Genomic DNA, 26966 nt, shown 5'->3' with positions numbered 1-26966 from the left:
GCCGCATGTCCTCCCCCGCCGCGCCGCCGCTGACCTCGCTCGCCGCCGGCGCGGGCTGCGGGTGCAAGCTGCCCGCGTCGGCGCTGCTGCCGATCGTGCTGGACCTGCCGCCCACGACCGACCCGCGGGTGCTCGTCGGGACCGCCACGGGCGACGACGCCGCGGTCGTGCGGCTGACGGACGACCTGGCGCTCGTCCAGACCACGGACTTCTTCACGCCGCTCGTCGACGACCCGTACGACTTCGGCCGGATCGCCGCCGCGAACGCGCTCTCCGACGTCTACGCGATGGGCGGCACGCCCGTCAGCGCGCTCAACCTCGTCGCCTTCCCACTCGAGCGGCTGGGGCCCGAGGTCCTCGGCCGGATCCTGCAGGGCGGGCTGGACGTCGTGACCGCCGCGGGCGCCGCGCTCGTCGGCGGCCACTCGATCGACGACGCCGAGCCGAAGTACGGCATGGCCGTCACCGGCACGGTGCACCCCGAGCGCTACGTCAGCAACGCCGGCGGCCGCGCGGGCGACGTCGTCGTGCTGACGAAGCCGCTGGGCGTGGGGGCCATCGTCGCGGCCCGCAAGCGCGGACGCTGCGACGACGCCACGCTCGCCCGCGCGGTCGACGTGATGACGACGCTGAACGCCGAGGCCGCGCAGGCGGCGGTCGCGGCGGGGGTGCACGCGATGACCGACGTGACCGGCTTCGGCCTGCTGGGGCACCTGCACAACCTGACCCGCGAGAGCGGCCTGGCCGCCGAGGTGCACGCGTCCGCGGTGCCCGCGATCGAGGGCGTCGAGGCGCTGCTGCGCGGCGACGACGGCGTGAACGGCGGCAGCCGCCGCAACGCGGAGTGGGCGTCGCGGTTCGCCACCTACGCCGACGGCGTGGAGGAGTGGCGCCGCCGCCTGGTCGTGGACGCGACGACGTCGGGCGGGCTGCTCGTCGCCCTGCCGGAGGACGCCGCGGACGGGGTGCCCGGCGTCGTCGTGGGCCGGCTCGTCGCCGGCGAGAGCGGGACGATCGCCGTGCGCTGACGGACCGGACGGCGGCCCCGCGCCGGAGGCGGTCGTGCGGCGAGGACGGGCCGCCGGGGGCCTGCCGCTACGCTCGGTGCCGGCGCGGCCCCGTCGCGCCGCTCGGAGCGGCCCGGGGCCGGTGCCCCGAACGGCCTTCAAAGCCGGTGGCGGCGCGCGTGCCGCGCTGGGAAGGTTCGACTCCTTCGCCGCTCCGTCCCGGCCCGCCGCGGTCGGCCGTCGCCCGCGACCGGGGCGCCCGCGCGCCCGGACCGCCGCACCGCGGCGCTACCGTTGGCGCCATGGCGACCCCGGCCACCCGAAGGGACGCGTGAGCGGCGCGCCCCTCGTCCTCGGCACCGCCGGGCACATCGATCACGGCAAGACTGCGCTCGTGGCCGCGCTGACGGGCACGGACACCGACCGGCTGCCCGAGGAGCGCGAGCGCGGCATCTCGATCGCGCTCGGCTACGCCCGGCTGGAGCTGCCGTCGGGGCGGGCGCTCTCGCTCGTCGACGTGCCCGGCCACGAGCGCTTCGTGCGCACGATGGTCGCCGGCGCGACGGGGATCGACTGCTTCCTCCTGGTCGTGGCCGCCGACGACGGCGTGATGCCGCAGACCGTCGAACACGCTCAGGTGCTGCGCGGGCTGGGCGTCGAGCGCGGGATCGTCGCGGTCACGAAGAGCGACCTGGCCGATCCCGCCCGCGCCGCCGCCGAGGCCGCGGAGCTGCTGCCGGGCCGCGAGATCGTGGCGTGCTCCGCCCGCACCGGGGACGGGATCGACGACGTCCGCGCGGCCCTGGAGCGGCTCGCCGCCACGGTGCCGGCCCGGGCGGACGACGCCGCCGACGCCGCGGGACCGCCCGTCCTGCACGTCGACCGCTCCTTCGTCGTCGCCGGCCGCGGGACGGTGGTGACGGGCACCCTGTGGTCCGGCACGCTCGCCGTCGGGGACGCGCTGGAGCTGCTGCCCGGCGCGCGCGGCGTGCGGGTGCGCGGCCTGGAGGTGCACGGCGACCCCCGGGAGCGCGCGGCCGCCGGTCAGCGGGTCGCCGTGGCGCTGGGCGGCGTGCGGGCCCGCGAGGTCGGGCGGGGCGACGTGCTCGCGGCCCCGGGCGCCCGCCGCGAGCGCCTGGTGCTCGACTGCGCGCTCGCGCTGACCGATCACCGCCACGGCGAGCGCGTGCACGTCCACCACGGCACCCGCGAGACCCCGGCGCGGCTCTCGCACCTGGAGGACGACCTCTTCCAGCTGCGCCTGGAGCGCCCGCTCGCGGCGGCCGACGGCGACCACGTCGTCGTCCGTCGACCCTCGCCGCCGTCGACGCTCGGCGGTGGCCGCGTGCTCGACGCCGACGCCCGCCGGCACGGCCGCCGGGAGGACCTGCTGGCGCCGTTGCGCCGGCGGCGCGACGGCGTCCCCGAGCCCGCCGCCGCCCCCGAGCCCACCGCGCCCGTCCGGCCGGTGCGTCCGGTGCCGGCGCCGCTCTCCCCCGCCGCCCTCGCGCTCGAGGCGCGGCTGCGCGACGCCGGGCTGGCGTTCCCGTCCGAGGCGACGATCGACGATCCGCCGGCGCTGGCCGCGCTCGTCGCCGCCGGACGGGCCGTCCGGGTCTCCGGCCGGCTGCACGGGCACGCCGACGTCGTCGCGGCGGCGACCGCGACGATCGTCGGGCGGATCGCGGCCGACGGGTCGATCAGCCTGAGCGAGGTGCGCGACGCCCTCGGCATCTCGCGCAAGCCCGCGCAGGCGCTGCTCGAGCACCTGGACGCGCAGCGGCTGACGCTGCGCCGGCCCGACGACCGCCGCGTGCTGACCCGCCGCGCGGCGGGGACGGGCGCATGAGCGCGCCCGACGGGGGCGCGACCGCCGACCGCGCCGCGCGCCTGCGCGCGCTGCCGGGCGTCGACGCGCTCGCCGCGCGGCTGCGGGCCGACGGGGACGGGGGCGCCCCGACGGCCGCCGAGGCGGTCGCGGCCGCCCGCGTCGTCGTCGCCGCCCGCCGCGCCGAGCTGCTCGCGGGCGCCGCCGACGACGCGGACCTGCTCGCCCGCGCCCGGGAGCACCTGCGGCCCACGCTGCGCCGCGTCCTGAACGCCACCGGCGTCGTCGTCCACACCAACCTGGGCCGTGCCCCGCTGGCCCCCGCCGCGGTGGACGCGGTGGCGGCCGCCGCCGCGGGCTACCTCAACGTCGAGCTGGACCTGGACGGCGGCGGACGCGGGCAGCGCGACGCCCACGTCGCCGGCCTGCTGCGCGAGCTGACCGGGGCCGAGGACGCCCTCGTCGTCAACAACGGGGCCGCCGCCGCGCTGCTCGCCGTGGCCGCGCTCGCGCCGGCCGACGGCACCGGCGAGCGCCGCGTCGTCGTCTCGCGCGGGCAGCTCGTCGAGATCGGCGGCGGCTTCCGGGTGCCCGACGTGATCGCGCAGGCCGGCGCGCGGCTCGTCGAGGTGGGGACCACCAACCGCACCCGTGCCGACGACTACGCGGCCGCGATCGCGGCGGGCGCCGGGCTCGTCCTGCGCGTCCACCCGTCCAACTTCCGCACCGTCGGCTTCGTGCAGGACGTGTCGGTCGAGGAGCTGTGCGCGCTCGGCGTGCCCGTCGTCGACGACATCGGCTCCGGCGTGCTCGCGACGGGGATCGCGGCGCTCGCGGACGAGCCGCCGATCCGCCGGTCGATCGCCGCCGGCGTCGCGGCCGTCACGTTCTCGGGCGACAAGCTGCTGGGCGGCCCGCAGGCCGGGATCGTCGCCGGCACGGCGCAGGCCGTCGCCGCGTGCCGCCGCCATCCGCTCGCCCGCGCGCTGCGGCCCGGGCGGCTGACGATGGCGGCGCTGGCGGCCACGCTGGCGCTGTACCGCGACCCCGGGCGGGCGCTGCGCGAGATCCCGGTCCTGGCGATGCTGACGGCCCCCGAGGGCGAGCTGCGCGCGCGGGCCGAGCGGCTGGCGGCCGCGACGGGCGGCACCGTGGTGGCGGCCGTCGCGCGCGTCGGCGGCGGGGCGCTGCCCCTCGTCGACCTGCCGGGGCCCGCCGTCGCGCTCGACCCGCCCGCCGGGGCCGACTCGCTGGCCGCCGCGCTGCGGGCGCACGACCCGCCGCTCGTCGGCCGGATCGCCGACGGCCGGGTGCTGCTCGACCCGCGCACGCTGGCCGGCGACGAGCTCGACGCGGCGGCCGCCGTCGTGCGCGCGGTGCTCGGGCGGGCCTGAGCGGGTACCCGGGCGGGGTGCGACCACCCGTCCTCCTCGCCGACGCCGAGCCCGGCATCTCGCTGCTCGGCGCGGTGCCGGAGATCCTGTTCCTCGCGGCCCTCGCCGGCGTGCTGGCGATCGGCGCGCTGTCGAACGAGTCCGAGCGGGCGTTCTCCACCGGCATCGTCTACCTGGCGATGGGCGCCATCGCCGCGGTGCTGCTGCCGGCGATCGGCGTGCAGCACCTGGACCTGCGGCGGGACCACGAGATCGTCGAGATCCTGTCCGAGGTGACGATCGCGGTGGCGGTCTTCGCGACCGGGCTGCGGGTGCGGCGCGCGTCGCTGCGCCGCTGGCGGACGGTCGGCCTGCTGCTCCTCGTGACGCTGCCGCTGACGGCGGGCGCGATCGCGCTCTTCGCGTCCACTGCCATGGGCCTGTCCGCGGGCGCCGCGCTCGTGCTCGGCGCCGCCCTGGCGCCCACCGACCCGGTGCTGGCCGGCGACGTCGGCCTGGGGCCGCCCGGCGAGTCGGAGGACGAGCCGCGCGCCCAGGCGGCGCTGACGGCCGAGGCGGGCGGCAACGACGGCGCCGCGATGCCGATCCTCGTCCTCGGCCTGGTGCTGGCCCGCGACGACGGGGCCACGGGCGGGCTGGGCGCGTGGCTGACCGCCGACGTCCTCTACGCCTTGGCGGTGCCGGTCGTCGTGGGCGTCGTCGGCGGGATCGCCGCCGCCGGGGCGATGCGCTGGGGCGTCGAGCGCGGCCTCGTGGCGCGCGACTTCCCGGCGTGGGCGGCGGTCGCGACGGCCCTGCTGCTGTACTCGAGCGCCGAGCTGCTCGGCGGCTACGGGTTCGTGGCGGCGTTCGCCGGCGGCCTGGCGCTGCGGCGCCGGCGGTACGAGGACGAGGCCCGCCGACAGCTGCACGACGGCGCCGGCGGCGCCGAGCGCGTGCTCGTCCTGGCCGTCCTGCTGCTCGTCGGCAGCTCGCTCACCCTGGACGGGCTGGGCCGGCCGGGGCTCGAGGGCTGGCTGCTCGCGCCGCTGCTGATCGTGGTGCTGCGCCCGGCGTTCGCGCTGCTGGCGCTCGTCGGGTCCGGGATGCCGCGCGGCGAGCGGCTCTACGTCGCGTGGTTCGGCGTCCGCGGCGTGGCGGCGGTCAACTACACGACCGCGGCCCTCGCGACGGGCCTGCTGGCGACGGGCGAGGCCGAGACGGTGATGTGGACGGCGATCGCCGTGATGATCGTGTCCGTCGTGGTGCACGGGACGACGTCGAGCGCCCTCGAGCGGCGGTGGCTGCGCGCCGGCCGTCGGGCGGCGCACGGGCCGGAGGCCGCGTGAGCGGGGGCGTCGTCCCGGACCGGCGCGTGGGCGCCGGGGCCTCGCGGGACCGCCGGGCGACGGGAGCGGCGGCGCCGGGAGCCGGGGCGTCGGGAACCGGGGCATCGGGAACCGCGACGTCGAAAGCCGGGGCATGCGGAGCCGGGACGATGGGAACCGCGGCGTCGGGAGCCGCGACGACAGGAGCCGCGACGACGGGAACTACGGCGATCGGCACCGCGGCGACGGCGGCCGCGTCCGCGCACGCCGCGGCGTCGGGGGCCGTCGCCGACAGGGGCGACGCGCGCCGGCGCTACGGTGGGTCGATGGTCGCGCCCACCGCCCGTCGCCGGGTCGCCCGGGTGCCCGCGACGGTCGTCGACGGGGACGCCGTGCGGCGCCGGCGCGAGCGGGTCGTCGGCGAGGAGCCGCTCGAGATCCGCGTCGCCGGCCCCGACGGCACGGTCCTCGCCACGACGGCGACGATGCGCACGCCGGGCCACGACTTCGAGCTGGCGGCCGGGCTGCTGCACGCGGAGGGCGTGCTCGCCGGCCCGGAGGACCTGGCCGAGATCCGGTACTGCACCGACGTCGAGGAGCAGCACTACAACGTCGTCACGGTGCACCTGCGCGGGGCGCCGCGCCGCGACCTGGCGGTGCGCACCCTGATGTCGACGGCCAGCTGCGGCGTCTGCGGCGCCGCGTCGCTCGACGCGCTGTGCGAGCGGGTGCCCGTCGTCGGCGGCGGGCTGCGGGTGGATGGGGGGGTCCTCTCCGGCCTGCCGGACGCGCTGCGCGCCGCGCAGCCCCTGTTCGACGAGACGGGCGGCATCCACGCCGCCGGGCTCTTCTCCCCGGGCGGCGACGTGCTGGCGGTGCGCGAGGACGTCGGGCGCCACAACGCGCTCGACAAGGTCCTCGGGGCGCGGCTGCTGGCCGGCGGGCTGCCTGCGGGCGACGCGGTCGCGGTCCTGTCGGGCCGCGTGAGCTACGAGCTGGTGCAGAAGACCGCCGCCGCCGGGGTGCCGGTGCTCGTGGCGGTGTCGGCCCCGTCGAGCCTGGCCGTCGCCACGGCGGAGCGGCTGGGCGTCACCCTCGCCGCGTTCGTCCGCGACGGCCGCTTCACGCTCTACGCGCACCCGGGGCGCGTGGTCGGCGCCGCCTGAGCGGCCGCCGCACGCGGTGCGCCGCCCGGGGGCCTGGGCGCCCCGCGCCCCCGCGGACGGCCGCGATCGCCCCGACCCCGTCTCGCCGGCCACCCGTGCGCTCCGCGGCTGCCGCCGATGAGTCCCGGCGCGTCGGACGGTCTGCTCTTCCATGACGCACAGGACGGTCGTCCTCAAGATGGTGCTGTCGCTCGACGGGTTCGCCACCAGCCCCGACGGCACGCACGACTGGATGTTCCGGTACTTCGGCGACGACGGGGGCTGGAACCAGCGGGCGCTGGACGCGGCGGGAACGCACGCGATGGGCCGGCGGAGCTACGAGATCATGGGCCCGCACTGGCAGGCCACCGAGGGCCCCGTGGCGACCGCGATGAACGGAACCCCGAAGGCGGTGTTCTCGCGCACCCTCGAGCGCGCGGACTGGGGCCCGGTCGAGGTCTTCCGGGACGTGGGTGCGGGGATCGCGGAGCTCCGGTCGCGGCCGGACGCCGGCACCGTCCTCGTGCACGGCGGGCCGACCCTCGCGAGCGCGCTGACGCCGCTGGGCCTCGTCGACGAGTACCACCTGACGCGGGTCCCGATCGCGATCGGCCGCGGCCGCAGCCCGTTCGCGACCCTCCAGGAGCACCTGGCGCTCGAGCTGGTGGACGAGCACCGGATCCCGACCGGCGCGGTCGGCCAGGTCCTGCGGCCGACGCGGTGACCGTCGCCGGCGCCGGGCGGCGGCGCGCGGGCGACGCGGGCGGGCGGGGCGGGCGGGCGCGCCGGCGCGGCGCGCGCGTCCGACCCGCGGGGACGCCGAGCGCGCGGGGGTGCCGGGGGCGACGCGCTAGCGTGGGCCGCCGCCCCGCGCGCGAGCGTCGGGCGTCCTCCCTCCCTCTCCGAAAGGCCGCCGCGTGAGCACCGACGCCGCACGCCCACCCGCCCACGCCGCCGGGATCCTCTTCCTCGTCTGCGCCGCGCAGTTCATGGTGATCCTGGACGTCTCCGTCGTGAACGTCGCGCTGCCGGCGATCCGCACGGCGCTCGGCTTCACCGAGTCCGGTCTGCAGTGGGTCGTCTCCGCCTACACGCTGACCTTCGGCGGCCTGCTGCTGCTCGGCGGCCGCGCGGGCGACCTGCTGGGCCGCAAGCGCATGTTCGTCGCGGGCATCGCGCTCTTCTCGCTCGCGTCGCTGCTGGGCGGGCTGGCCGAGAGCGAGGCGACGATCATCGCCGCGCGGGCGCTGCAGGGCGTCGGCGGGGCGATCGTGGCGCCGTCGACGCTGGCGATCCTGACGACGACGTTCCGCGAGGGGCGCGAGCGCGCGCGGGCGTTCGCGGCCTGGGGTGCGGTCGCGGCGGCCGGCGGATCCGCGGGCGGCCTGGTCGGCGGGCTGCTCACCGAGCTGCTGTCCTGGCGGTGGATCCTGTTCGTCAACCTGCCGATCGGCGCGTTGATCGTGTGGCTGGCGCTGCGCGACCTGCCGGCCGACCGCACCGAGGACCGGCCCGCGGCCCGCAGCTTCGACCTGTCGGGCGCGCTGACGATCACCCTGGGCGTGTCGGCGATCGTCTACGCGATCGTGCGGACCGAGACGATCGGCTGGGGCGCGGGCGAGGTCTGGATCGTGCTCGCCGTCGGCGTGGCGCTCGTCCTGGCGTTCGTGGCGATCGAGGCGCGGCTGGCGACGGCGCCGCTCATGCCGCTCGACATCTTCGCCTCGCGGCAGCTGACCGCGGCGAACATGGCCGTCTTCTTGCTCGGCGCGTCGATGTTCGCCATGTGGTTCTTCGTCTCGCTGTACCTGCAGCAGGTGCTGGGCCTGACGGCGATCCAGACCGGCCTGGCGTTCCTGCCGCAGACGTTCATGATGGCCCTCGGCTCGACGCAGGCCGCCAAGGTCGTCGGCCGCCTGGGCGTGCGGACCACGCTGACCGTCGGCTTCACCCTCGCCGCCCTCGGCCTGGCGGGCCTGACGCAGGTCGACGCCGACGGGTCGTTCTGGAAGGACGTGCTCGTGCCGTCCGTCGTCCTGGGCGGCGGGATGGGCCTGTGCATGGTCCCGATCACGACCGCGGCGGTGACGGGCGTCGACGGCCGCCGCGCGGGTCTGGCGTCGGGCCTGGTCAACGTCTCCCGCCAGGTCGGCGGCGCGCTCGGCCTGGCGATCCTGGCCTCGATCGCCGCCGGCCGCACGCAGGACGTCGCGCGCGGCGGCGCCGCGAGCGGCGTGCCGGACGCGCTGGCGCAGGGCTACGCGCACGCCTTCTGGTTCGCGGCGGCGTTCGCCCTCGCCGGCGCGGTGCTGGTGTTCGCGCTGGTGCGGGACGCCCCGCGCGGGGCGGGGGCCGGCGGCCACGGGGCGCCGGCGGGCGACCGGGCCGCGGGGGCGACCGCGGACTGAGGGGTCGGTCGGCGCGGCGGGAGGTGCACGCGGCGCGGGGGCGACCGCCGACTGACGGCGGCCGCGGCGCCCCGCCGCGGCGGGCGGCGGGCGGCGGGCGGCGGGCGCGGCGTGCTCCGGATCGCCCGCGCTCTGGGGCGGTGATCCGAAACGGTGTGCCGCCCGGATCGCGTTCCGGCTGAGGCCCGCCCACCGGTCCTGAACCGGAACGCGTCCCGGCGCGCCAGCGTGTTCTGGCTGGGGTCCGCCTACCGGTCCTGAACCGGAACGCGTCCCGGCGCGCCAGCGTGTTCTGGCTGGGGTCCGCCTACCGGCCCTGAACCGGAACGCGTCCCGGCGCGCCAGCGTGTTCTGGCTCGGGTCCGCCTACCGGCCCTGAACCGGAACGCGTCCCCGCCCGCCAGCGTGTTCTGGCTGGGGTCCGCCCACCGGCCCTGAACCGGAACGCGTCCCCGCCCGCCAGCGTGTTCCGGCTGAGGTCCGCCCACCGGCCCTGAACCGGAACGCGTCCCCGCCCGCCAGCGTGTTCTGGCTGAGGTCCGCCCACCGGCCCTGAACCGGAACGCGTCCCCGCCCGCCGACGTGTTCTGGCTCGGGTCCGCCTACCGGCCCTGAACCGGAACGCGTCCCCGCCCCACGCGCCCCCGCCCTACCCCGCCAGAACGCCCCGCCCGGCGGGCTCGCCCCCGGGCCCCCGGCATGCGCGGCGCTCCCCCCGGCGCCGCAGGTGGCGGCGCCGCCCGGGCGTCCCCCGGCCCCGCCCGTCGCCCGTCCGGCCACCCGGCCGCAACCCCCGGCCGCCCGGGCGCCCGGAGACGCATCGCGGCTACCATCGACCGGTGGCCCTCCTCCGCGGAACCGACGCCCGCTCCGGCACGGCCGGGCATCCGAGCCCCGACCGGCCGTCCCTCGTCCTGATCGGCCACGGGTCGCGCGACGCGGACCACGTCGAGGAGTTCTGGGACCTCGTCGCCCACGTGGGCGAGCTCGATCCCGAGATCCACCACGCGGGCGGGTTCATCGAGCTGGCCGAGCCGTCGGCGGACGTCGCGATCGACCGGCTGGTCGCGGACGGCGCGACCGAGATCGTCTCCGTGCCGATCGTCCTGCTCGCCGCGGGGCACCTGAAGAACGACGGCCCCGCGACGCTCGCCCGCGCCCGCATCCGCCACCCGCACGTCCGCTTCCACATGGGCCGCGACCTGTCGATCGAGCCGCGGGTGCTCGAGGTCGCCGAGGACCGGATCTCGTCCACGCTGGGCGACGCGCCGCCCGAGACGTCGGGCGTCGTCCTCGTCGGTCGCGGGTCGAGCGACCCCGACGCGTCGGGCGACCTGGCGAAGGCCGCGCGCCTGCTCTCCGACCGCCGCGGCCTGCCGATCGTCGAGCCGGCGTGGATCTCGGTCGCCGAGCCGCGCGTCCCGGACGCCCTCGAGCGCTGCCGCCGCCTGGGCGCGACGACGATCGCCGTCGTCCCGTTCTTCCTCTTCACCGGCGTGCTGCTGCACCGCATCTACGCGCAGGCGGCCGAGTGGGCGCAGGAGCACCCCGAGCTGACGGTCCGCGGCGGCCCGCACCTGGGCGCCGACCGCCGGCTGGCCCGCGTGGCGCTCGACCGCTACCGCGAGGGCTTCCAGGGCGACGTGCGGATGAACTGCGACCTGTGCGTCTACCGCGTGACCCTGCCGGGCTACGAGGAGAAGGTCGGGCTGCCGATCTCGCTCACCCCGCACGGCGACGGCCCCGCGCGCGGCAAGCGCGGCAACCGACGGACGACGCGCGCGCCGCAGAAGGCGCCGGCGCTCGAGCTGGCGGAGGAGGGCCGGCGCGGCGACCGCGGCCGCGTCCGCACCGGCGCGGTCGGCGGCCCCGGCGGGATCGACCCGGACGCGCCGACGGCGGTCAGCGTCGAGGACCTGCACTTCGCCTACCCCGACGGGTCCGAGGCGCTCGGCGGCGTGCACCTGCGGATCCAGCGCGGCGAGCGCGTGGCGCTGCTCGGCCCGAACGGCGCGGGCAAGACGACGCTGCTGCTGCACCTCAACGGCGTGCTGCAGCCCCAGCAGGGCCGGGTGCAGATCGGCGAGACCGAGCTGACGAAGAAGACCGCCCGCGAGCTGCGGCGCAAGGTCGGCATCGTCTTCCAGGACCCCGACGACCAGCTCTTCATGCCGTCGATCGGCACCGACGTCGCGTTCGGCCCGGCCAACCTGGGCCTGACGGGCGACGAGCTCGAGCAGCGGGTCGTGGCCGCCCTGCGGACGTTCGGGCTGGAGGAGCTGCGCGAGATCGCCCCGCACCAGCTCTCCCTCGGCCAGCGCCGCCGCGCGGCGGTCGCGGGGGTGCTGGCGATGGAGCCCGAGCTCATGGTGCTCGACGAGCCGTCGTCCAACCTGGACCCGGCGGCGCGGCGCGAGCTGGCGGACGTCATCCGCCGCCTGCCGACGACGACGATCCTCGTCACGCACGACCTGCCGTACGCGCTCGAGCTGTGCCCGCGCGCGATCGTGATGGACCAGGGCCAGGTCATCGCGGACGGCCCGACGCGGCAGATCCTCGCCGACGAGGACTTCATGCGTGCGCACCGGCTCGAGCTGCCAGCGGGCTTCAACCCGCTCGCGGCGTAGGGCGTCGACCCGGCCGGCCGCGCGGGTAGGTTGGGGCGATGCGTCCCGTCCCGTGCGCCGCCTTCGCCCTGCTCGTCGGCGGCACCGGGCTGCTGCCCGCCGCCTCGGCCGTCGCGGCGCCCGGCCCCGGCCCCGGCCCCGGCCCCGCGATCGTGGCCGAGCCGACCAGCGGCGGGCCGCCGACGCCGCTCGTCTGGCGGACCGGCCTGACGCTCCACGGCGCCGCCGTCGACGGGACGGGCGCGCGCCGGCTGGCCACGGTCCGGGGCGAGGCGCCCACCCCGTCGCCGGACGGCCGGCGGGTCGCGCTGCTCGCCGACGACCAGGTCCTGACGCTCGACCTGGACGGCAGCGGCACGGTGCGCACCCTTGGCCGCGCGCGGGACGCGACGGCCCTGCGGTGGTCGCCTGACGGGCGCCGCATCGCCGCCGTCGGCTACGGCCCTCTGACGGTCTGCGGTGCCGGGCCCGGCGTGCCCGCGGGCTGCCGCGCCACGGCGGTGCGGGCGGCGAGCGAGTGGGGCGCGACGTGGTCGCCGGACTCGACGCGGGTCGCGGTCGTCGACGACGACGGCGCGGTGGTGACGAGCGACGGCGCACGGACGAGCGTGCTCGCGCGGTACCGGGTGCGCCGGAGCCGCGTCGACCTGCCGTCCCCGCCCGTGTGGACCCGCGCCGGTCTGGTCTGGACGACGCAGGTGATCCGCTACGAGGGCGGCGAGTTCGCGGGCGTCGGGCGGGCGGCGGTGCGCCGCTACGACGGTGCAGGGCGGCGCGTCCTGGCGACCGTGGTCCCCCGCGGCCGGACCCTCCAGCCGTTCGTGGCGGCGGGCGAGCTGCCGGACGGCACGCTCGTCGGGGTGCGCGAGCGCGTTCCCCGCGACGACGGCTCGGCGACGGCGTTCGACCTGCGGCTGCTGCGCCCCGACGGGCAGCTCGTCGACACGGCCGCGAAGGCCGGCCCGTTCTTCCCGTTCCGGGGCACCGACCAGCCCGCGAACGCGAGCGCCGCGGTCGCCGGCACGCTCGCCGACGGTCGCGTGGCCTTCGTCGTCCGGCGCTCCGAGACGAGCCGGGCCCAGCTGTACCTGGCCGACCCGGCCGGGGGCCTCGGGCGGCGCATCGTCGCCGCCGACGAGATCGCCGTCGCGACCCCGTTGCCCGGCAACCCGGTCGAGTGACCGGGCGGCCCTGAGCCGCGGGGCCGCCGTCCCGCGCCTCAGCGCAGCGGCCGCTCCAGCACGACCTCGCCGTCCTCGTCCCGCTCCCCCGTCTCGACGAAGCCCAGGCCGCGGTAGAACGGCAGCGGCGAGAGCGGCCCGGGGACGCAGCTCGTGCGGATCCGGTCCTCGCCCGGCAGGCTCCGCAGGTGCTCCAGGATCAGCGCCACCGCGCTCGTGCCGATCCCCTCGCGCTGGTGGCCGGCGGCGACCATCAGCCGCACCAGGAAGTACGGCTCGTCGGGGGTGTCGCGGACGAGGAGGACCACGCCGACCGGCACGCCGTCGCGGGTGATCGCTCGCAGCCACGCGTCGGGCTCGTAGGCGGCCTCGGCGACGGTGGTCCCGGACGGCGCGACGTACGGCTCCTGCCCGGGCGCGAGCTCCAGGTCGCAGACGGTGCGCACGTTCTGGCGGTCGACGGGGACGAGCTCGACGGTCGGCACGCCGCCACCGTATCCGGCGGGTGCGCATAGAGTCCCGGGCCCCCACCGCCGCTCGCCTCGCCGATGGTCCTTCCCCTTCTCCTCGGTCTCGTCTTCGTCGCCGTCGGTCTCGCCCTGCTCGTCGGGGGCCGCCGCGGACGCCGCGAGGCGGCGCGGCGCGCGACGACGTGGCGCCCGGTCGAGGGCCGGGTCGTCGACCGGCCGACGGAGTGGAGCACCTCGGGCGACGACAGCACGCTCCTGGAGTACGTCGTCGTCGAGTTCGCCGGGCCCGACGGCACGCCCCGGCGCGTCCGCAGCCGCGTGGGGTACCAGCGCGCCCCGTGGTCGCGGCGGGATCCGGACGAGCGCGTGACGGTGCACGTGGATCCGGCCGACCCCGAGCGCGCCGAGATCCTGACGGGCCGGCACGGTGCCGGCCGCGCGTCGTGCGTCGGCATCGCGGTCGGCGGGCTGTTCGTGGTCGTCGGGGCGTTCGTCGCGGCCGGCGGGGCGCTCGTGCTGCTGCTCGACTGAGCCGTTCCCCGCCGTTTGCAGGGACGACGTCACGCCGTGCCCCGACCGCCGGTCCGCATGCGAACATGCGTTCGCATGCGGTGGGACCACCTGAAGCGCGATCCGGACGCCGAGACGGCCTCCCTGCCCGGGATGCGCGACCCCGCGGTGGTCCGCCGCTTCGACGCGCCCGAGGCCCTCGACACGCGCTTCTACGAGATCGAGGCGAAGACGGTCCTCAACCGCGTTCCCGGCCGCTCGCGGATGCCGTTCGGGTGGACGGTGAACCCCTACCGGGGCTGCTCCCATGCCTGTACGTACTGCCTGGATCCGGCGACGCCGGTGCTGCTCGCGAACGGACGGACGCGCGCCATCGGAGAGCTGGAGCCGGGCGACGCGATCGTCGGCACGCGCCGCGAGGGGCGATACCGGCGCTACGTCGAGACGCACGTAGCCGACCGCTGGAGCACGCGCAAGCCGGCGTTTCGAGTGACGTTCGAGGACGGCACGGAGATCGTGGCGAGCGGGGATCACCGCTTCCTCACGACGCGTGGGTGGAAGCACGTGACCGGCGTCCACGGTCCCGGCCAGGCTCTGCGTGCCGACGCTGACGTGCTGCTCGGCCCCGGCCTGCATCCCATCACCGACGGCACCGAGGTGGCGGATGGGGGCCGGCGCGTGACGGCCATCGAGGCGATCGGCGTCCGCGATCTCGTCGACGTCACCACCGGGACCGGGGACTTCGTCGCGGCCGGCGCCATCAGCCACAACTGCTTCGCCCGCCCCACCCACGAGTACCTCAACTTCGGCCCCGGCCGGGACTTCGAGCGCGAGATCGTCGTGAAGGTGAACGCGCCCGAGCGGCTGCGCGCGGACCTGGCGAAGCGGGCGCGCACGCCGGCGTGGGGCGACACCGTGGCCCTCGGGACGAACACCGATCCGTACCAGTGGGTCGAGTCGAAGTACCGGCTGCTGCCGGGGATCTGGGAGGCGCTGCGCGACGCGCGCGTGCCGGCGTCCGTGCTGACGAAGTCCCCGCTGCTGCTGCGCGACCTGGACCTGATGCTGCAGGTGCAGGAGACCGCGGGGTTCGAGGCCGCGCTGTCCGTGCCCAGCCTGGACGAGAAGGCGTGGCGATCGACCGAGCCGCACACGCCGCACCCGCGGACGCGCCTGGCCGCGGTGGCCGAGCTGACCCGCGTCGGCATCCCCACCGCCGTCCTCGCCGCGCCGCTCATGCCGGGCATCAACGACGCCCCCGAGCAGATCGAGCGGCTGCTGGCCGCCTGCACCGAGGCCGGGGCCATCAGCGTCCGGGGCATCGGGCTGCACCTGCGCGGCACGACGCGCGACGTGTTCCTCGAGTGGCTCGCCGACGCCCGGCCCGACCTGGTCCCGCTGTACGAGGAGCTCTACCGCGACGGCCCGCACCTGCCGCGCCAGGAGGCCGCGCGCCTGGCGCAGCTCGTCCAGCACGGGGAGCGCTGGGGCGAGCGCGTCGTCCGCTCGGACGTCCGGCCCCCGGACGGCCGCGGCGGCGAGGCGGTCCCGCGCCGGCCGGCCTCGCCGCCGGGTGAGGCGTTGCCGTTCGGCGAGGCGCCCGAGCCGCCGCGGCGCCGGCCGCCGAGCCGCTGGGGCGACCCGCCGGCGCGTCCTCCGGCCCGGGACGCCGGCCGCGACCGTCCCGCGCGGCGCGGGCCCGCGAGGCCGGCGGCGGACCAGCTGCCGCTGTTCTGAGCGCACGCAGCGGCGGGGTCGGCGTCCCCGTCTCGCGAGGCGCACCGGCGGGGCATGACCTCGCGGTCGAGGCTCGACGCCGCGCACTCCCGCTCGAGGTGGAGCGAATCGCGCACGGGATGAGGCGGATCGCGCACGGGACGGGAGGAGGCGGAGTCCGCGCGAACCGAGGCGGGATCCGCGCAAGTTGAGGCGGGATCCGCTGCTGAGGCGGAAAGGTGCGACCTGACGGACCTCTTCCGCCTCACCCGCGGGATCCGCCTCACCACGCGCGGGATCCCGTCTCACCACCCGCCGCATCCGCCTCACCACGCGCGGGATCTGCCTCAGCGGCCGCGGGTCCCGCCTCACGCCCGCGGGACGCCGCCCGCCGCCACCCGCCCTCTCTCTCCCCCCCGCCCTCTCTCCCCCCCGCCCTCTCTCCCCCCCCCCCGCTCTCTCTCCGCCCGCCCTCTCTCTCCCCCGCCGGACGGCGCCCTCCCCGCCCTCGGGCCCCCGCCCCGGCCGCCGTCCCTCCGCCCCCGTCCCCACGGGCCCCGCGGCCCCCTGCGCTACGGTCGATCGCCGGTGCCCGCCCCGCCGCGGGCCCGCCTCCCCGCCCCTCCCGGCCCCGCGATCGCCGCGGGCGCCCGACCCCGGAGCCGCCGCATGCACCACGCCGCCGACGCGATCGATCCGCCCGACCTCTTCAGCCCGCTCGAGCTGCGCGGCCTGACCCTTCGCAACCGGATCGCGGTCTCGCCGATGTGCCAGTACTCCGCGGAGGACGGCGTGCCGAACGACTGGCACCTGGTGCACCTGGCGTCGCGGGCCGTCGGCGGCGCGGGGCTCGTCATCGCCGAGGCGACGGGCGTCAGCCCCGAGGCGCGCATCTCGCCGCAGGACCTGGGCCTGTGGAACGACGAGCAGGTCGCGGCGTTCCGCCGGATCGTCGAGCAGCTCCACGCGAACGGCGCGGCGGCTGGCGTGCAGCTGGCCCACGCGGGGCGCAAGGCGTCGACGTACCGCCCGTGGGAGGAGCGCGGCCGCGCCGAGGTGCCGGCCGGCGAGGGCGGGTGGACGACGGTCGCCCCGAGCGCCGAGGCGTTCACCGACGGCTACCCGCAGCCCGAGGCCCTCGACGCGGACGGCATCCGCAAGGTCAAGGAGGACTTCGTCGCCGCGACCCACCGCGCCGCCGCCGCCGGCTTCGACGTCGTCGAGGTGCACGCCGCCCACGGCTACCTGCTGCACCAGTTCCTCTCGCCGCTCTCCAACCAGCGCACCGACGCGTACGGCGGGGACTTCGCCGGCCGCACGCGCCTGCTGCTCGAGGTCGTCGAGGCGGTGCGCGAGGTGTGGGACGACGGGCTGCCGGTCTTCGTCCGGATCTCCGCCACCGACTGGGCCGAGGGCGGCTGGTCGGCCGACGACAGCGTGCGCCTGGCCGGCGAGCTGCGCGATCGCGGCGTCGACCTGATCGACGTCAGCTCGGGCGGCAACGTCCCCGCGGCCCCGATCCCCGTCGGCTCCGGCTACCAGACGGCCCTCGCGGCCGCGGTGCGCGGCGCCGGCGTCCGCACCGGCGCCGTCGGCCTGATCACCGCCCCGCAGCAGGCCGACGCGATCGTGCGCACGGGCCAGGCCGACCTGGTGCTGCTCGCCCGCGAGCTGCTGCGCGACCCGTACTGGCCGCTGCACGCCGCGAAGGCGCTGCACCGGCCGGCGCCGGTCCCGGTGCAGTACGCGCGGGCCTTCTGAGCGCGCCGCGCGGACCGTCCGCCCGGCCGGCGGGCGGGCGGCCGGGTCGTCCGGTCGCCGCCTCCCGCCGCGCCGTCCTCCGGCGCGGACCCCGCCCCCGCCGTGCCGCCCCGGGCGGGGCCGCGCGCGCCCCGCGCTCACCCCGTCCGCGCCCGCCGCGCGTCGGCCGCGCCCGCGGGCGCCGCGCGTCAGCCCCGTCCGCGCGCGCCGCGCGTCAGCCCCGTCCGCCGTCCGCGCGCGCCGCGCCCGCGGGCGCCGCCGGCGCCGCGCCCTAGCCCCGTCCGCGGGCGGTGACGAGCCACGACCCGACGCGCTCGGCCGTCGGCCCCGCCACGAGCACGACGGTCCGCATCGCGACGCGCTCGGCGTCGAAGTCGGCGAGCGTCGCGACCTCGATGCGCTGGTCCGGTCGGCCGACGTCGGTCGCCAGCGCCACCGCGGTCCGGGGGGCGCGGTGCTCGAGCAGCAGCTCGCGCACCCGGTCCAGCTGCCAGGTCCGCGTCCGCGAGCGCGGGTTGTAGAGCGTCAGCGCCAGGTCGGTGGCGGCCAGCGCCGAGATCCGCGCCTCGACCTGCTCCCACGGCACGAGGACGTCCGACAGCGAGACGGTCGCGAAGTCCCCGAGCGGCGCGCCCAGGGCCGCCGCCGCCGCGACGCCGGCGGTCACGCCGGGGACGACCTCGACGGGCGGGCGCGCGTCCTCGGGGACCGCCGCCGCGGCCCGCAGCGCGAGGGCCGCCATGCCGAAGATCCCGGCGTCGCCGGACGACACGAGCGCGACGCGCCGCCCGGCGACGGCGAGCGCCACGGCGCGCTGGGCGCGGGCCTCCTCCTCGCCCATCGTGCCGCGCTCGACGAGCTGGTCGTCGCGCAGCAGGTCGGCGCACTGGTCGACGTACGGCCCGTAGCCGACGACCGCCTCGGCCCCCCGGACCGCGGCGGCGGCGCGTTCCGTGCGCGCATCCGCCCCTCCGGGCCCGAGTCCGACGATCCACAGGGCGCCCGGCATCCGCGACATCCTAGGCCCGCGGCGACCCGACGGGCGGCGTCGCGCCACGACGCCGCCCCGTCCGGCCGCGGACGGCGGCCGCCGCCTCGGGCCGGGCACGCTCCGCGGCGTGCCCCTGGCGCCCGGTCAGTCGGTCCCCGGCTGGGTGCCGGAGACGGACTCGTCCGCGCCCTGGCCGCCCGCGGGGTCGCTGGACGACCCGTCGCCGTCCGTCGTCGGTGCGGACGCCGACGTCTCGGGGTTCGCGCCGGACGCGTCCGGGGTCTCGCCCGGCGACGTCGCCGTCGGGTCGGGCTGCGACGCCGTCGGGGCCGGGTCGGGTTGCGGCGTCGTGGGCGTGGGGTCGCCGGTCGTGGGGTCGGCGACGATGACGGGCGTGCCGCCGATCGGCTCGTCGGCGCTCGGCACGTGCACCTCGACGTCGACGCCGGCGGCGTCCGCGGCGGGCGTGGCCGGATCGGGCGTCGTGGTGGGGGCGTCGGGCAGCGGCACGTCGACCTTCGTGCCCTCGCCGCCCTGCGCGGGCGTCGGGGCGGCGCTGATCGGCAGGACGACCTCGACGGGCGCGGTCTCGGCGTCCGCGGCGGGCGCGGGGGCGGGCGTCTGGTCCGGCGTCGACTCGGGGGCCTTGCCCGGTGCCGGGGCGGCGGTGCCGTCCTGCGGCGCGCCCGGCGTCCCGGTCGTCGGCTTGGCCTCGTCCTTCGTCCCGAGCGGCGCGGTGACCTCGACGACGTTGCTGACGCCGTCCCCGTCGTGCACGCGGGTCGAGATGGTCTGCGGGGTGTCGGTGCTCGTCACGCGCATCCGCACGCGGACCGACAGGCCGCTGCTCGTCGTGGCGTTCGCCGTGTCGGCGCCGACCAGGTCGACCTTCGCCTGCAGCGCGAGCGACTCCGCCGTCCCGTCCGCGGCGGCGGCGTTCAGCCGCGCCACGGCCTTCTCGTCGAGGCCCAGGCGGACGTCGAGCGTCTCGGGCACGGGGGCCGCACCGTCGGGTGCGGGGGTCGCGGCGTCGGTCGCCGTCGTCATCCGCAGGCGCACCTGGGCGCCCGGCTGCAGCGTGCCGGACTTCGTGCCCGTGACGCTGACCGTGTTGACGCGCAGGCGGACGCGGCTCTGGGTGGCGTCGGCCGCGATGGTCTGGGTGGGGGTGGCGGCCGGCGTGCCGGATCCGGGGTCGCCGGCCGACGCCGGGGCGCCGCCCGCCGTGGTGCCGACGCCGGCCCCCGCGGCCGTGCCGCTGCCGATGCCGGCGTCGGACCGCTGCCGGCGGTCGCCGCGCCGCTCGCCCGCACCGTCGCGGGCGCCGAACGCCGCCCGGCCCGCGGTCCCGGCCGCGGCACCGCCGGCGGGGCCGTCGCCGTTCGCTGCCGGCGCGGCCGACGCGACCAGGTCGGTCGGCACCGTCCGCACGACGCTGCCGCCGCGGGCGTCCTCGGCCGCGCCGCGGGACGCCGGAGCGTCCGGCAGACGCAGCGTCCCGCCCGCGCCGACGCCCGCGCCGTGGACCGGCACGCCGTCCGCCGGAGCGAACACCGTCCCGACGCCGAGCACGCCGCTGACGAGGAGCACGCCGAGCCCCGAGGTCACGTAGACCTCGCGACGGAGACGGCCGGCGGAGGAGCCGGCCTGCTCGGTGTCCGCCCCGCGGCGGATGAGGCGTGTGCGCCACATGTCAATCGGTTCTACGGGCGAGCATCGGCCCGTGGGACCGCCCTGGCCGTTTGTCCGATGCCCCCGGGACCGGACCCGCTCGGTGGGGGGTTCGGCGGCCCTCTCGGGTAAAGCCCGTCCGGCGCGGGCGTCGGACCGGCCTGCGGAAGGATACGGCGTGCCCTCCGGGACGGGACCGCGTACGCCTCGCGCGCGCGTGGGACGCGCTAGCGTGGCCCCGGTGACGGTCCATCTCATCGGGGCCGGCCCGGGCGATCCCGACCTGCTCACGGTCCGCGCCGCCGATCTGCTCCGGGCCGCCGAGGTCGTCGTCAGCGACCGCCCCTCCTCCGATCCCGTCGTGGCGCTCGCGCCGGCACACGCCGAGCGGGTGCTCGTCGGCAAGGTGCCGGGGCGGCCCGCGCTGCCGCAGGACGTGCTGTGCGCGCTGCTGGTCGAGCTGGGCCGCACGGGGCGCGAGGTCGTCCGCCTGAAGAGCGGCGATCCGTTCGTCGCGGCCCGCGGCGGCGAGGAGGCCCTCGCGCTGCAGGCGGCCGGCGTGCCGTTCACCGTCGTGCCCGGGCTGAGCGCGGGCTTCGCCGCCCCGGCCTTCGCGGGCATCCCGGTGCACGTGCGCCAGATCTCGCGCGTCGTCACCGTCCTGGCCGGCAACACGGACCCGGAGTACCCCGGCGAGGTCGACTGGGACGCCCTGGCGCGCCTGGGCGGCACCATCGTCGTGCTGACGGGCCGCTCGCGGATCCGCCGGATCGCGGGGTGGCTCCTCGCCGCCGGGATGGATCCCGAGACGCCGGTCGCGGCGATCAGCGGCGCCTCGCGGCCGGGCCGGCAGGACGTCGTGCGCGGCACCCTCTCCGCCCTGCCGCCGCGGCAGGACCCGCCCGTGACCTTCGTGATCGGGGCCGTCGCGGCGATCGACCTGGGCTGGTTCGGCGACGGCGCCGTGCGCACCGTCGCCGAGACCGGCGCGCTGCCGCCGCTGCCGCCGAAGGCCGCGCCGACCGCCGAGGAGGTGGCCGCCGGTGCACATCCCTGAGGGCTTCCTGACCGGGCCCACGACCGCCGTCGGCGCCGGCGTCGCGGTCGCAGGCCTGGCGTACTGCGTGCGCCGCGCCGAGCTGCACGGCGACGACGGCCGCCTGCCCCTGGCCGGCCTGGCGGGCGCGTTCTTCCTCGTCGGCGACACCCCGTTCATCCCGATCGGCGTCGGCACGCAGGGCCACCTGCTCGGCGGGACGCTGGCGGTCGCGCTGCTCGGCCCGTGGCTGGGGGCGCTCACCATCGCCGTGGTCACCATCGTCCAGGCGCTCGTGCAGGGCGACGGCGGCATCACGGTCCTCGGCCTCAACATCGTCAACGCCGCGCTCGTGCCGGCCTTCGTCGGCTGGCCGATCCTCCGCGGGCTGCAGCGCCTGATCCGCCGACGGCAGGGGAAGGACACGGCCGGCGGGCTGGCGGCCGCCTGCGCGGCCGCGGCGTACGTGAACGTGCTGCTGGCCGCGCTCCTGTTCGTCACCGAGTTCCACCTGGGCCACAAGGGCTCGATCGACATCGAGCCGGTCGTGGGCGGAACCGTCGGGGTCTACGCCTTCGTCGGCGTCCTCGAGGCGGTCCTGACCGCCGGCATCGTCCGCGCGCTGCTGGCCCGCCGGCCCGACCTGGTGATGATCGCGCCGCCCGCCCTGCGCCGACCCCGCCGACGGCCGCGCCCCCGCCCCGCCACCGCGATCGCGAGCGTCCCGCCCCCGCCCGGCACCGCCCCGCGCGTGCCCCCGCCGCCGGGCACCGAGCCGCGGCGCCCGGCGTCCTCGGCCGGGGATCCGCGTACGCCGCCCGCGGGCGCCGCGCCACAGCGGCCGGTCCCCGCCGCCGACGCGCCGTCCGGGCCGACGTCCGGGACCGAGGCCGCGACCTCCCCGTCCGCCGGCGCCGCGGCGCGCGTCCCCCCGCCGCCGGGCTGCGAGCCGCAGCCCCGTCCCCTCGATCCCGACGCCCCCGGAGGCCCCGCATGAGCGACGACGCCCAGACCCCCGACCGCGAGCTGCAGCAGCCGGCCGCCGGCAACGCCTCCCCCGACGAGGGCGCCACGGCGGCCAGCCCGACCGTCGCCCCGGGCCTGGAGGCCGCCGAGCGCCACAAGGACGCCGACCTGCCGCACACGCCCGAGGACCGCGGGTCCGAGGAGACGGTGCGCCGGAAGAAGCGCGACATCCCGCTCGTCGCGGTCGTCACCGGCCCCGGCAAGGGCAAGTCCACGTCGGCCTTCGGGATGCTCCAGCGCTCCTGGGCGCGCGGCTACCGCTGCGGCGTCTTCCAGTTCGTGAAGGGCGGCAAGTGGAAGGTCGGCGAGCGCAAGGCCGCCGAGGCCCTCCACGCGTCGGGTGCCGGCGGCACGATCGAGTGGGAGATCCAGGGCAAGGGCTGGACGTGGATCCAGCGCGACATGACCGAGTCCGAGGACATCGCGAAGGCGGGCTGGGACGAGGTCAAGCGCCGGATCGCTGAGGAGCGCTACGAGTTCCTGCTGCTCGACGAGATCACCTACCCCATCGCCTGGGGCTGGATCGACGTGGACGACGTCGTCGCCACGCTGCGGGACCGCCCCGGATTCCAGCACGTCGTCCTGACCGGCCGCAACGCGGACCCGAAGCTGATCGAGCTGGCGGACCTGGTGTCCGAGGTCGCGAACGTCAAGCACCCGATGCAGGCCGGGATCCGCGCGCAGCAGGGCATCGACTGGTGAGCCAGCGCCTGCTCGTCATCCCGGACGGCCTGGCCGAGCCGTGGTCCGGCCGCGGCCTGCCGACGACGCTGGCGTCGACGCGGCCGATGGCCCTGGACGCGATCTGCCGCCGCGGGGCCGTGCGCCGCGTCGCCACGACGCCGGAGGGGCTGCACCCGGGGAGCGAGGCGGGCCTGCCGCTGCTGCTGGGCTGGACGCCGAGCGGCCCCGTCTCGCGCGGGCGCGTGGACGCCGCCGCGCACGGGCTGCGCGAGCCGCCGGGCGCCGTCGTGCACCGCGTCGACGTGCGTCACGACGACGGCCGCCCGTGGCCCGAGCTGGCCGAGGTGGCGTTCCGCCTGCTCGAAGGGTCCGTCGGCGAGGAGGCCCTGCACGTGCAGCGGCTGCACGGCCACCGGATGCTCGTCTTCGGCCACACCGAGCCGGTCCTCCCCCACCGCCGCGACCTGGCGGAGTGGGGCGCTCACGAGGGCGTCGCGGGCGCCGACGACCCGGACGACGTGCCGCGGCTGCAGCTGTGGCCGGACGGCGAGACGCCGATGCCGGTGCTGGACGAGAAGACCGTGGTGGTGTGCGCGCCGCGCTCGACGATGGCGGGCGTCGCGCGCCTGATGGGCGCCGAGACCGTGCATCCGCGGGGCGCGACGGGGCGCCCGGGGACGGACGTCGCGGCGAAGGCGCGTGCCGCCACCGCGCTGCTGCGCGACGGCACGCCGACGGTGGTCGTCCACGTCGGCTCGCCCGACGAGGCGGCGCACGACCACGACCCGCAGGCCAAGCGCCTGGAGCTGCAGAAGATCGACCGCGACCTGCTCGCCCCCCTCGCCGCGCTGGCGCTGGACCTGGGCGCGACCGTCGCGGTCTGCCCCGACCACGGCACGGACCCGCGGACGGGCAAGCACTCCGGCGACCCGGTGCCCGCGGTGGTGTGGGGGCCGGGGATCCCGCGGAGCGGGCCCGACCGGATGACCGAGGAGTCCGTCGCCGGCGAGCCCGTGGTCGCGGGGGCCTGGGACGTGGGCTGAGGCTGCGGGCGGTGCGGGCGGCGGGGTGGGCGAAGGCCCCTCGCGAAGGCCCCTCCCGCCGCGGCCGCCACGCCGGGGCGGGCCGGCCGGCGCCGTGTGCGGGGTCGTGACGCCGCGCCAGGCGGAGCGGACGGCGCTGCGTGCCGAGTCGCGCCAGCGCGCGAGGCGGAGCGCGACGCGACGGCGCGGTACGCGCGGTCAATCGGCGTCGCCGGTCCGCGGGTGGGGCCGATCCGCGTCGTCTGATCGCGGGTGGGGTCGATCCGCGTCGGATACCGACGCCGATCGACCCCGGTTGGGCGACGCCGACGTCGATCGACCCCGATGGCCGGCGGCCCCGATCACCCGACCGACGCCCACGCAGATCGACGCCGATGGCCGGCCGCCCCGACCGCCCCGACCGCCCGGCAGCCCCGACGGGCCCGCTCGCCCCGCCGCGGCCCCGCCCGCCGCCGCCCGGCAACCGCGGCCGGCCCACCCGCCCACTACCGCCCGCCCGAGGCCAATCGCTCCCCCGACAGACCGCCCCGCCCGACCCCGCCCTCAGCGGTGCTGCAGCACGTTCACGACGTGGCCGTCGGGGTCGCGCAGGAAGAAGCGCCGCACGCCCCACGGCTCGTCGGTCAGGGGGTGGACGATCGCGAGCCCGCGCCGAACCGCCTCGGCGTGCACCGCGTCGACGTCGTCGACCTCGATCGAGACGTCGGGGACGACCGGGGCCGACGCGTCCGCGTCCATGACGCTCAGCTGCGTGCCGCGGTCGCCCGCCGCGGCGACGGTCGCGATCCAGCCCTGATCCATCACCACGTCGAGGCCGAACAGCCCGGCGTAGAGATCACGGGCGGCGCCCGGGTCGTCCACGCGCAGGTTGGGGACGATCCGCCGGACGCTCATGCGGCCATCATGCCGCCCGAGCGCGGGTGATCGCCAGGGCGACGTCACGACCACGCCACGCCGACGCGCCACGCGACGCGTCGGCCCCCGGTCCCAGCCGCGCGGTGCCCCCGCCCCACGCCCGCGGCTGGGGACCAGCCGTGCTGTTCGCGCCGAGCCCCGCGCTCGAGGCTGGGCCTCAGCCGCGCTGTTCGTCCCTAGCCCCGCGCCCGCGGCTCGGGCCTCAGCCGTGCTGTTCGCGCCTACCCCCGCACCCGAGGCCTGGACCTCAGCCGTGCTGTTCGCGCCTACCCCCGCGCCCGAGTCTGGACCCCGGCCGTGCGGTTCCCGCCCACCCCCACGCCCGCCCCGCACCCCCAGCCCGCTAGCGTCCGCGCGGTGACCGCCCGCCTCGTGATCGCCGGCACCACCTCGGGCGCCGGCAAGACCACCGTCGCCAGCGGCCTGATGGCGGCGATCGCCGCGCGCGGGCTGACGGTGCAGGGCGCCAAGGTCGGTCCGGACTTCATCGACCCGAGCTACCACGCGCTCGCGACCGGGCGGCCGGGGCGCAACCTCGACGCGTTCCTGTCGGGCCCCGACCTGGTCGCGCCGCTGCTGGCCCACGCCGTCGGCCCGGTCCCGGCGGGCGAGGGCGCGCGGTCCGCGGCCGCGTCGCGGGCCGCCGACCTGGCGATCGTCGAGGGCGTCATGGGGCTGTACGACGGGGCGTCGGGCCGGGGCGAGCTGGCCTCGACGGCGCACGTCGCCAAGCTCACGCGCTCGCCCGTCGTGCTGGTCGTCGACGCGGCCTCGATGGCCCGCTCCGTCGCGGCGCTCGTCCTGGGCTACAAGCACTTCGACCTGGCGGTGAACGTCGCCGGGGTGATCCTGAACAAGGTCGGCTCGACGTGGCACGCCGACCTGCTGCGCGAGGCGCTCGAGCCGATCGGCGTGCCCGTCCTGGGCGCCCTCGTCCGCGACGAACGGGTGCAGACGCCCTCGCGCCACCTGGGCCTGGTGCCCGTCGGCGAGCGCGACGCGCGGGCCCGCGAGGCGCAGGAGGCGTTGGCCGCCCGGATCGCGGAGGGCTGCGACCTGGACGCCCTGCACGCGCTGGCGCGGTCCGCCCCGCCGCTCGCCGCGCCGGCGTGGGACCCGGTCGCCGCGATCGCCGGCGCGGACGGGGACGGCGCCCGCCCCCTGGCCGCGGTCCCGGACCCGCCGCGCCGCGACGGCCGCGCGCCGCGGATCGCCTACGCCGCCGGCGCGGCCTTCACCTTCCGCTACGCCGAGAACCTGGAGCTGCTGCGCGCCGCGGGGGCCGAGCTGCTGCCCGTCGACCCCCTCGCCGACGCGGGCCTGCCGGACGGCACCGACGCGCTGTACCTGGGCGGCGGCTTTCCCGAGGAGCACGGCGCGGCGCTGGCCGCGAACGCGCCGATGCGCGCCGCGGTCGCCGAGCTGGCGCGGGCCGGACGGCCGGTCGTCGCGGAGTGCGGCGGCCTGCTCTACCTGGGATCGGCCCTCGACGGCCACGAGATGTGCGGCGTCCTGGACGGCGTCGGGCACCTCGGCTCCCGCCTGACCCTGGGCTACCGCGAGGCGACGGCCGGCGTCGACAGCCCCCTCTGGCGCGCCGGCGAGACGGTCCGCGGGCACGAGTTCCACTACTCCACCCTGGCGCCCGAGGCGTCCGACCCGCCGGCGTGGACCTTCGCCGCCCGCGGACGCGAGCGGCAGGAGGGCGTAGCCGGCCCCGCGCTGCACGCGAGCTACCTGCACACGCACTGGGCGGCGTTCCCGCGGGCGGCCGCGCGTCTGGTGCGGGCCGCAGCCTCGGGGTAGCGGACCCGGCCTACCCGTGGGCCGGCGTGCCGCCGACGGGCCGGTACGTGCCGAAGTGCCACAGCCGCCCCTCCGGGTCCCGGGCGGCGTAGTCGCGGGACCCGTAGTCGGTGTCCTGCAGCGGCGAGACGATCTCGGCGCCGGCGGCCACGGCGGCCGCGTGGTGCGCGTCGGCGTCGTCCACGGCCACGTAGACCCCGCGCGCCTCGCCGCGGCCGTCGCCGTCCGGCGGCGGCGCGTCGCCGGCGAGCGATCCGACCATGACGATCCCGTCGTCGAGCTCCAGCTCGGCGTGCGCGATCGTCCCGTCCGGGCCGGGGTACGCCACGCGCACGCGGAACCCGAACGCGCGCGGCAGCCACGCGAGCATCGCCGGGGCGTCGGCGTAGCGCAGGAAGGGATAGAAGGCGGGGCGCGGCGACGAGCTCATCGTCCGGCGA

Annotated in this window: 22 protein-coding genes, 1 tRNA gene and 1 pseudogene; 19 read left to right on the top strand and 5 right to left on the bottom strand. The window is 78.1% G+C overall.

Annotated elements, in window-relative coordinates:
* Positions 1-5 precede the first annotated feature (5 nt).
* The 11 genes and pseudogenes from selD (at position 6) to J3P29_RS04225 (ending at position 12897) form a co-directional block, all read left to right on the top strand.
* A complete protein-coding gene (gene selD / locus J3P29_RS04270; protein WP_210491793.1) occupies positions 6-1028 on the top strand; it encodes a selenide, water dikinase SelD in 1023 nt (340 codons plus the stop codon).
* Positions 1029-1132: 104 nt separating this feature from the next.
* A tRNA-Sec gene (locus J3P29_RS04265) sits at positions 1133-1224 on the top strand.
* 114 nt (positions 1225-1338) lie between these two features.
* Positions 1339-2856 (top strand): selenocysteine-specific translation elongation factor, encoded by a 1518-nt coding sequence (gene selB, locus J3P29_RS04260; RefSeq protein ID WP_210491792.1) that lies wholly within the window; start codon positions 1339-1341, stop codon positions 2854-2856.
* On the top strand, positions 2853-4229 hold the full coding sequence (gene selA, locus J3P29_RS04255; protein ID WP_210491791.1) for an L-seryl-tRNA(Sec) selenium transferase: 1377 nt from the start codon (positions 2853-2855) through the stop codon (positions 4227-4229). Before selB ends, selA begins: the two co-directional genes overlap by 4 nt.
* 17 nt (positions 4230-4246) lie before the next feature.
* Positions 4247-5557, top strand: a complete 1311-nt coding sequence (locus J3P29_RS04250) for a cation:proton antiporter (RefSeq protein WP_210491790.1) — start codon at positions 4247-4249, stop codon at positions 5555-5557.
* A gap of 305 nt (positions 5558-5862) precedes the next feature.
* Positions 5863-6702 carry a formate dehydrogenase accessory sulfurtransferase FdhD gene (gene fdhD / locus J3P29_RS04245; RefSeq protein ID WP_210491789.1) on the top strand — a complete coding sequence of 280 codons (840 nt, stop codon included), beginning with the start codon at positions 5863-5865 and terminating at the stop codon, positions 6700-6702.
* Between the two features lie 151 nt (positions 6703-6853).
* Positions 6854-7405 carry a dihydrofolate reductase family protein gene (locus J3P29_RS04240; protein ID WP_210491788.1) on the top strand — a complete coding sequence of 184 codons (552 nt, stop codon included), beginning with the start codon at positions 6854-6856 and terminating at the stop codon, positions 7403-7405.
* Between the two features lie 193 nt (positions 7406-7598).
* On the top strand, positions 7599-9089 hold the full coding sequence (locus J3P29_RS04235) for a DHA2 family efflux MFS transporter permease subunit (protein ID WP_349239763.1): 1491 nt from the start codon (positions 7599-7601) through the stop codon (positions 9087-9089).
* A gap of 839 nt (positions 9090-9928) precedes the next feature.
* Positions 9929-10684 (top strand): annotated as a pseudogene (locus tag J3P29_RS20640) (sirohydrochlorin chelatase); the annotation flags it as partial.
* Positions 10685-10966: 282 nt separating this feature from the next.
* Complete coding sequence (locus J3P29_RS20635; RefSeq protein WP_349239804.1) at positions 10967-11716, top strand: ABC transporter ATP-binding protein; 750 nt, start codon at positions 10967-10969, stop codon at positions 11714-11716.
* A gap of 38 nt (positions 11717-11754) precedes the next feature.
* Positions 11755-12897 (top strand): PD40 domain-containing protein, encoded by a 1143-nt coding sequence (locus J3P29_RS04225; protein ID WP_210491786.1) that lies wholly within the window; start codon positions 11755-11757, stop codon positions 12895-12897.
* 38 nt (positions 12898-12935) lie between these two features.
* Here the strand turns inward: J3P29_RS04225 and J3P29_RS04220 are convergent, their stop codons facing one another.
* Positions 12936-13382, bottom strand: coding sequence for a GNAT family N-acetyltransferase (locus tag J3P29_RS04220; RefSeq protein ID WP_210491785.1), 447 nt, complete (start codon positions 13380-13382; stop codon positions 12936-12938).
* Positions 13383-13445: 63 nt separating this feature from the next.
* Here J3P29_RS04220 and J3P29_RS04215 point away from each other — a divergent pair, with 63 nt between their 5' ends.
* The 3 genes from J3P29_RS04215 (at position 13446) to J3P29_RS04205 (ending at position 17354) form a co-directional block, all read left to right on the top strand.
* Positions 13446-13898, top strand: a complete 453-nt coding sequence (locus J3P29_RS04215; RefSeq protein WP_210491784.1) for a DUF3592 domain-containing protein — start codon at positions 13446-13448, stop codon at positions 13896-13898.
* 75 nt (positions 13899-13973) lie between these two features.
* A complete protein-coding gene (locus J3P29_RS04210; RefSeq protein WP_210491783.1) occupies positions 13974-15614 on the top strand; it encodes a hypothetical protein in 1641 nt (546 codons plus the stop codon).
* Between the two features lie 648 nt (positions 15615-16262).
* The gene (locus J3P29_RS04205; protein WP_210491782.1) at positions 16263-17354 is read left to right on the top strand and encodes an NADH:flavin oxidoreductase/NADH oxidase; all 1092 of its coding nucleotides are present in this window, start codon (positions 16263-16265) and stop codon (positions 17352-17354) included.
* 271 nt (positions 17355-17625) lie between these two features.
* Here J3P29_RS04205 and cobJ read toward each other — a convergent pair whose 3' ends face one another.
* Together cobJ and J3P29_RS04195 are read right to left on the bottom strand one after the other, a co-directional pair.
* On the bottom strand, positions 17626-18363 hold the full coding sequence (gene cobJ, locus J3P29_RS04200) for a precorrin-3B C(17)-methyltransferase (RefSeq protein ID WP_210491781.1): 738 nt from the start codon (positions 18361-18363) through the stop codon (positions 17626-17628).
* Positions 18364-18489: 126 nt separating this feature from the next.
* Positions 18490-20037: a hypothetical protein gene (locus J3P29_RS04195; protein WP_210491780.1), complete on the bottom strand. Its 1548-nt coding sequence runs from the start codon at positions 20035-20037 to the stop codon at positions 18490-18492.
* A gap of 220 nt (positions 20038-20257) precedes the next feature.
* Here J3P29_RS04195 and cobA point away from each other — a divergent pair, with 220 nt between their 5' ends.
* Genes cobA through J3P29_RS20630 form a run of 4 tightly spaced genes read left to right on the top strand, consistent with a single transcriptional unit; the run spans position 20258 to position 23805 of the window.
* The gene (gene cobA, locus J3P29_RS04190) at positions 20258-21073 is read left to right on the top strand and encodes a uroporphyrinogen-III C-methyltransferase (protein WP_210491779.1); all 816 of its coding nucleotides are present in this window, start codon (positions 20258-20260) and stop codon (positions 21071-21073) included.
* Entirely contained in the window at positions 21060-22049 is a 990-nt protein-coding gene (locus J3P29_RS04185; RefSeq protein WP_210491778.1) for an energy-coupling factor ABC transporter permease, read from the top strand. Before cobA ends, J3P29_RS04185 begins: the two co-directional genes overlap by 14 nt.
* On the top strand, positions 22046-22780 hold the full coding sequence (gene cobO, locus J3P29_RS04180; RefSeq protein WP_246851418.1) for a cob(I)yrinic acid a,c-diamide adenosyltransferase: 735 nt from the start codon (positions 22046-22048) through the stop codon (positions 22778-22780). The genes J3P29_RS04185 and cobO overlap by 4 nt, the downstream gene beginning before the upstream one ends.
* The gene (locus J3P29_RS20630; RefSeq protein WP_210491777.1) at positions 22777-23805 is read left to right on the top strand and encodes a hypothetical protein; all 1029 of its coding nucleotides are present in this window, start codon (positions 22777-22779) and stop codon (positions 23803-23805) included. The genes cobO and J3P29_RS20630 overlap by 4 nt, the downstream gene beginning before the upstream one ends.
* A 543-nt stretch (positions 23806-24348) precedes the next feature.
* Here J3P29_RS20630 and J3P29_RS04170 read toward each other — a convergent pair.
* Positions 24349-24699 (bottom strand): VOC family protein, encoded by a 351-nt coding sequence (locus tag J3P29_RS04170; RefSeq protein WP_210491776.1) that lies wholly within the window; start codon positions 24697-24699, stop codon positions 24349-24351.
* Between the two features lie 378 nt (positions 24700-25077).
* Between J3P29_RS04170 and J3P29_RS04165 the strand changes: the two genes are divergently transcribed.
* Positions 25078-26526, top strand: a complete 1449-nt coding sequence (locus J3P29_RS04165; protein WP_210491775.1) for a cobyrinate a,c-diamide synthase — start codon at positions 25078-25080, stop codon at positions 26524-26526.
* A 10-nt stretch (positions 26527-26536) separates the two neighbouring features.
* On the opposite strand, the gene J3P29_RS04160 is transcribed toward J3P29_RS04165, so the two are convergent.
* Positions 26537-26956, bottom strand: coding sequence for a VOC family protein (locus J3P29_RS04160; RefSeq protein ID WP_210491774.1), 420 nt, complete (start codon positions 26954-26956; stop codon positions 26537-26539).
* Positions 26957-26966: the final 10 nt, after the last annotated feature.

This window comes from Patulibacter sp. SYSU D01012 (genome assembly GCF_017916475.1).
Taxonomy (GTDB): Bacteria; Actinomycetota; Thermoleophilia; order Solirubrobacterales; family Solirubrobacteraceae; genus Patulibacter.
Note: the sequence above shows the minus strand (reverse complement) of the source record. Positions and strands in the feature narration are given on the sequence as shown.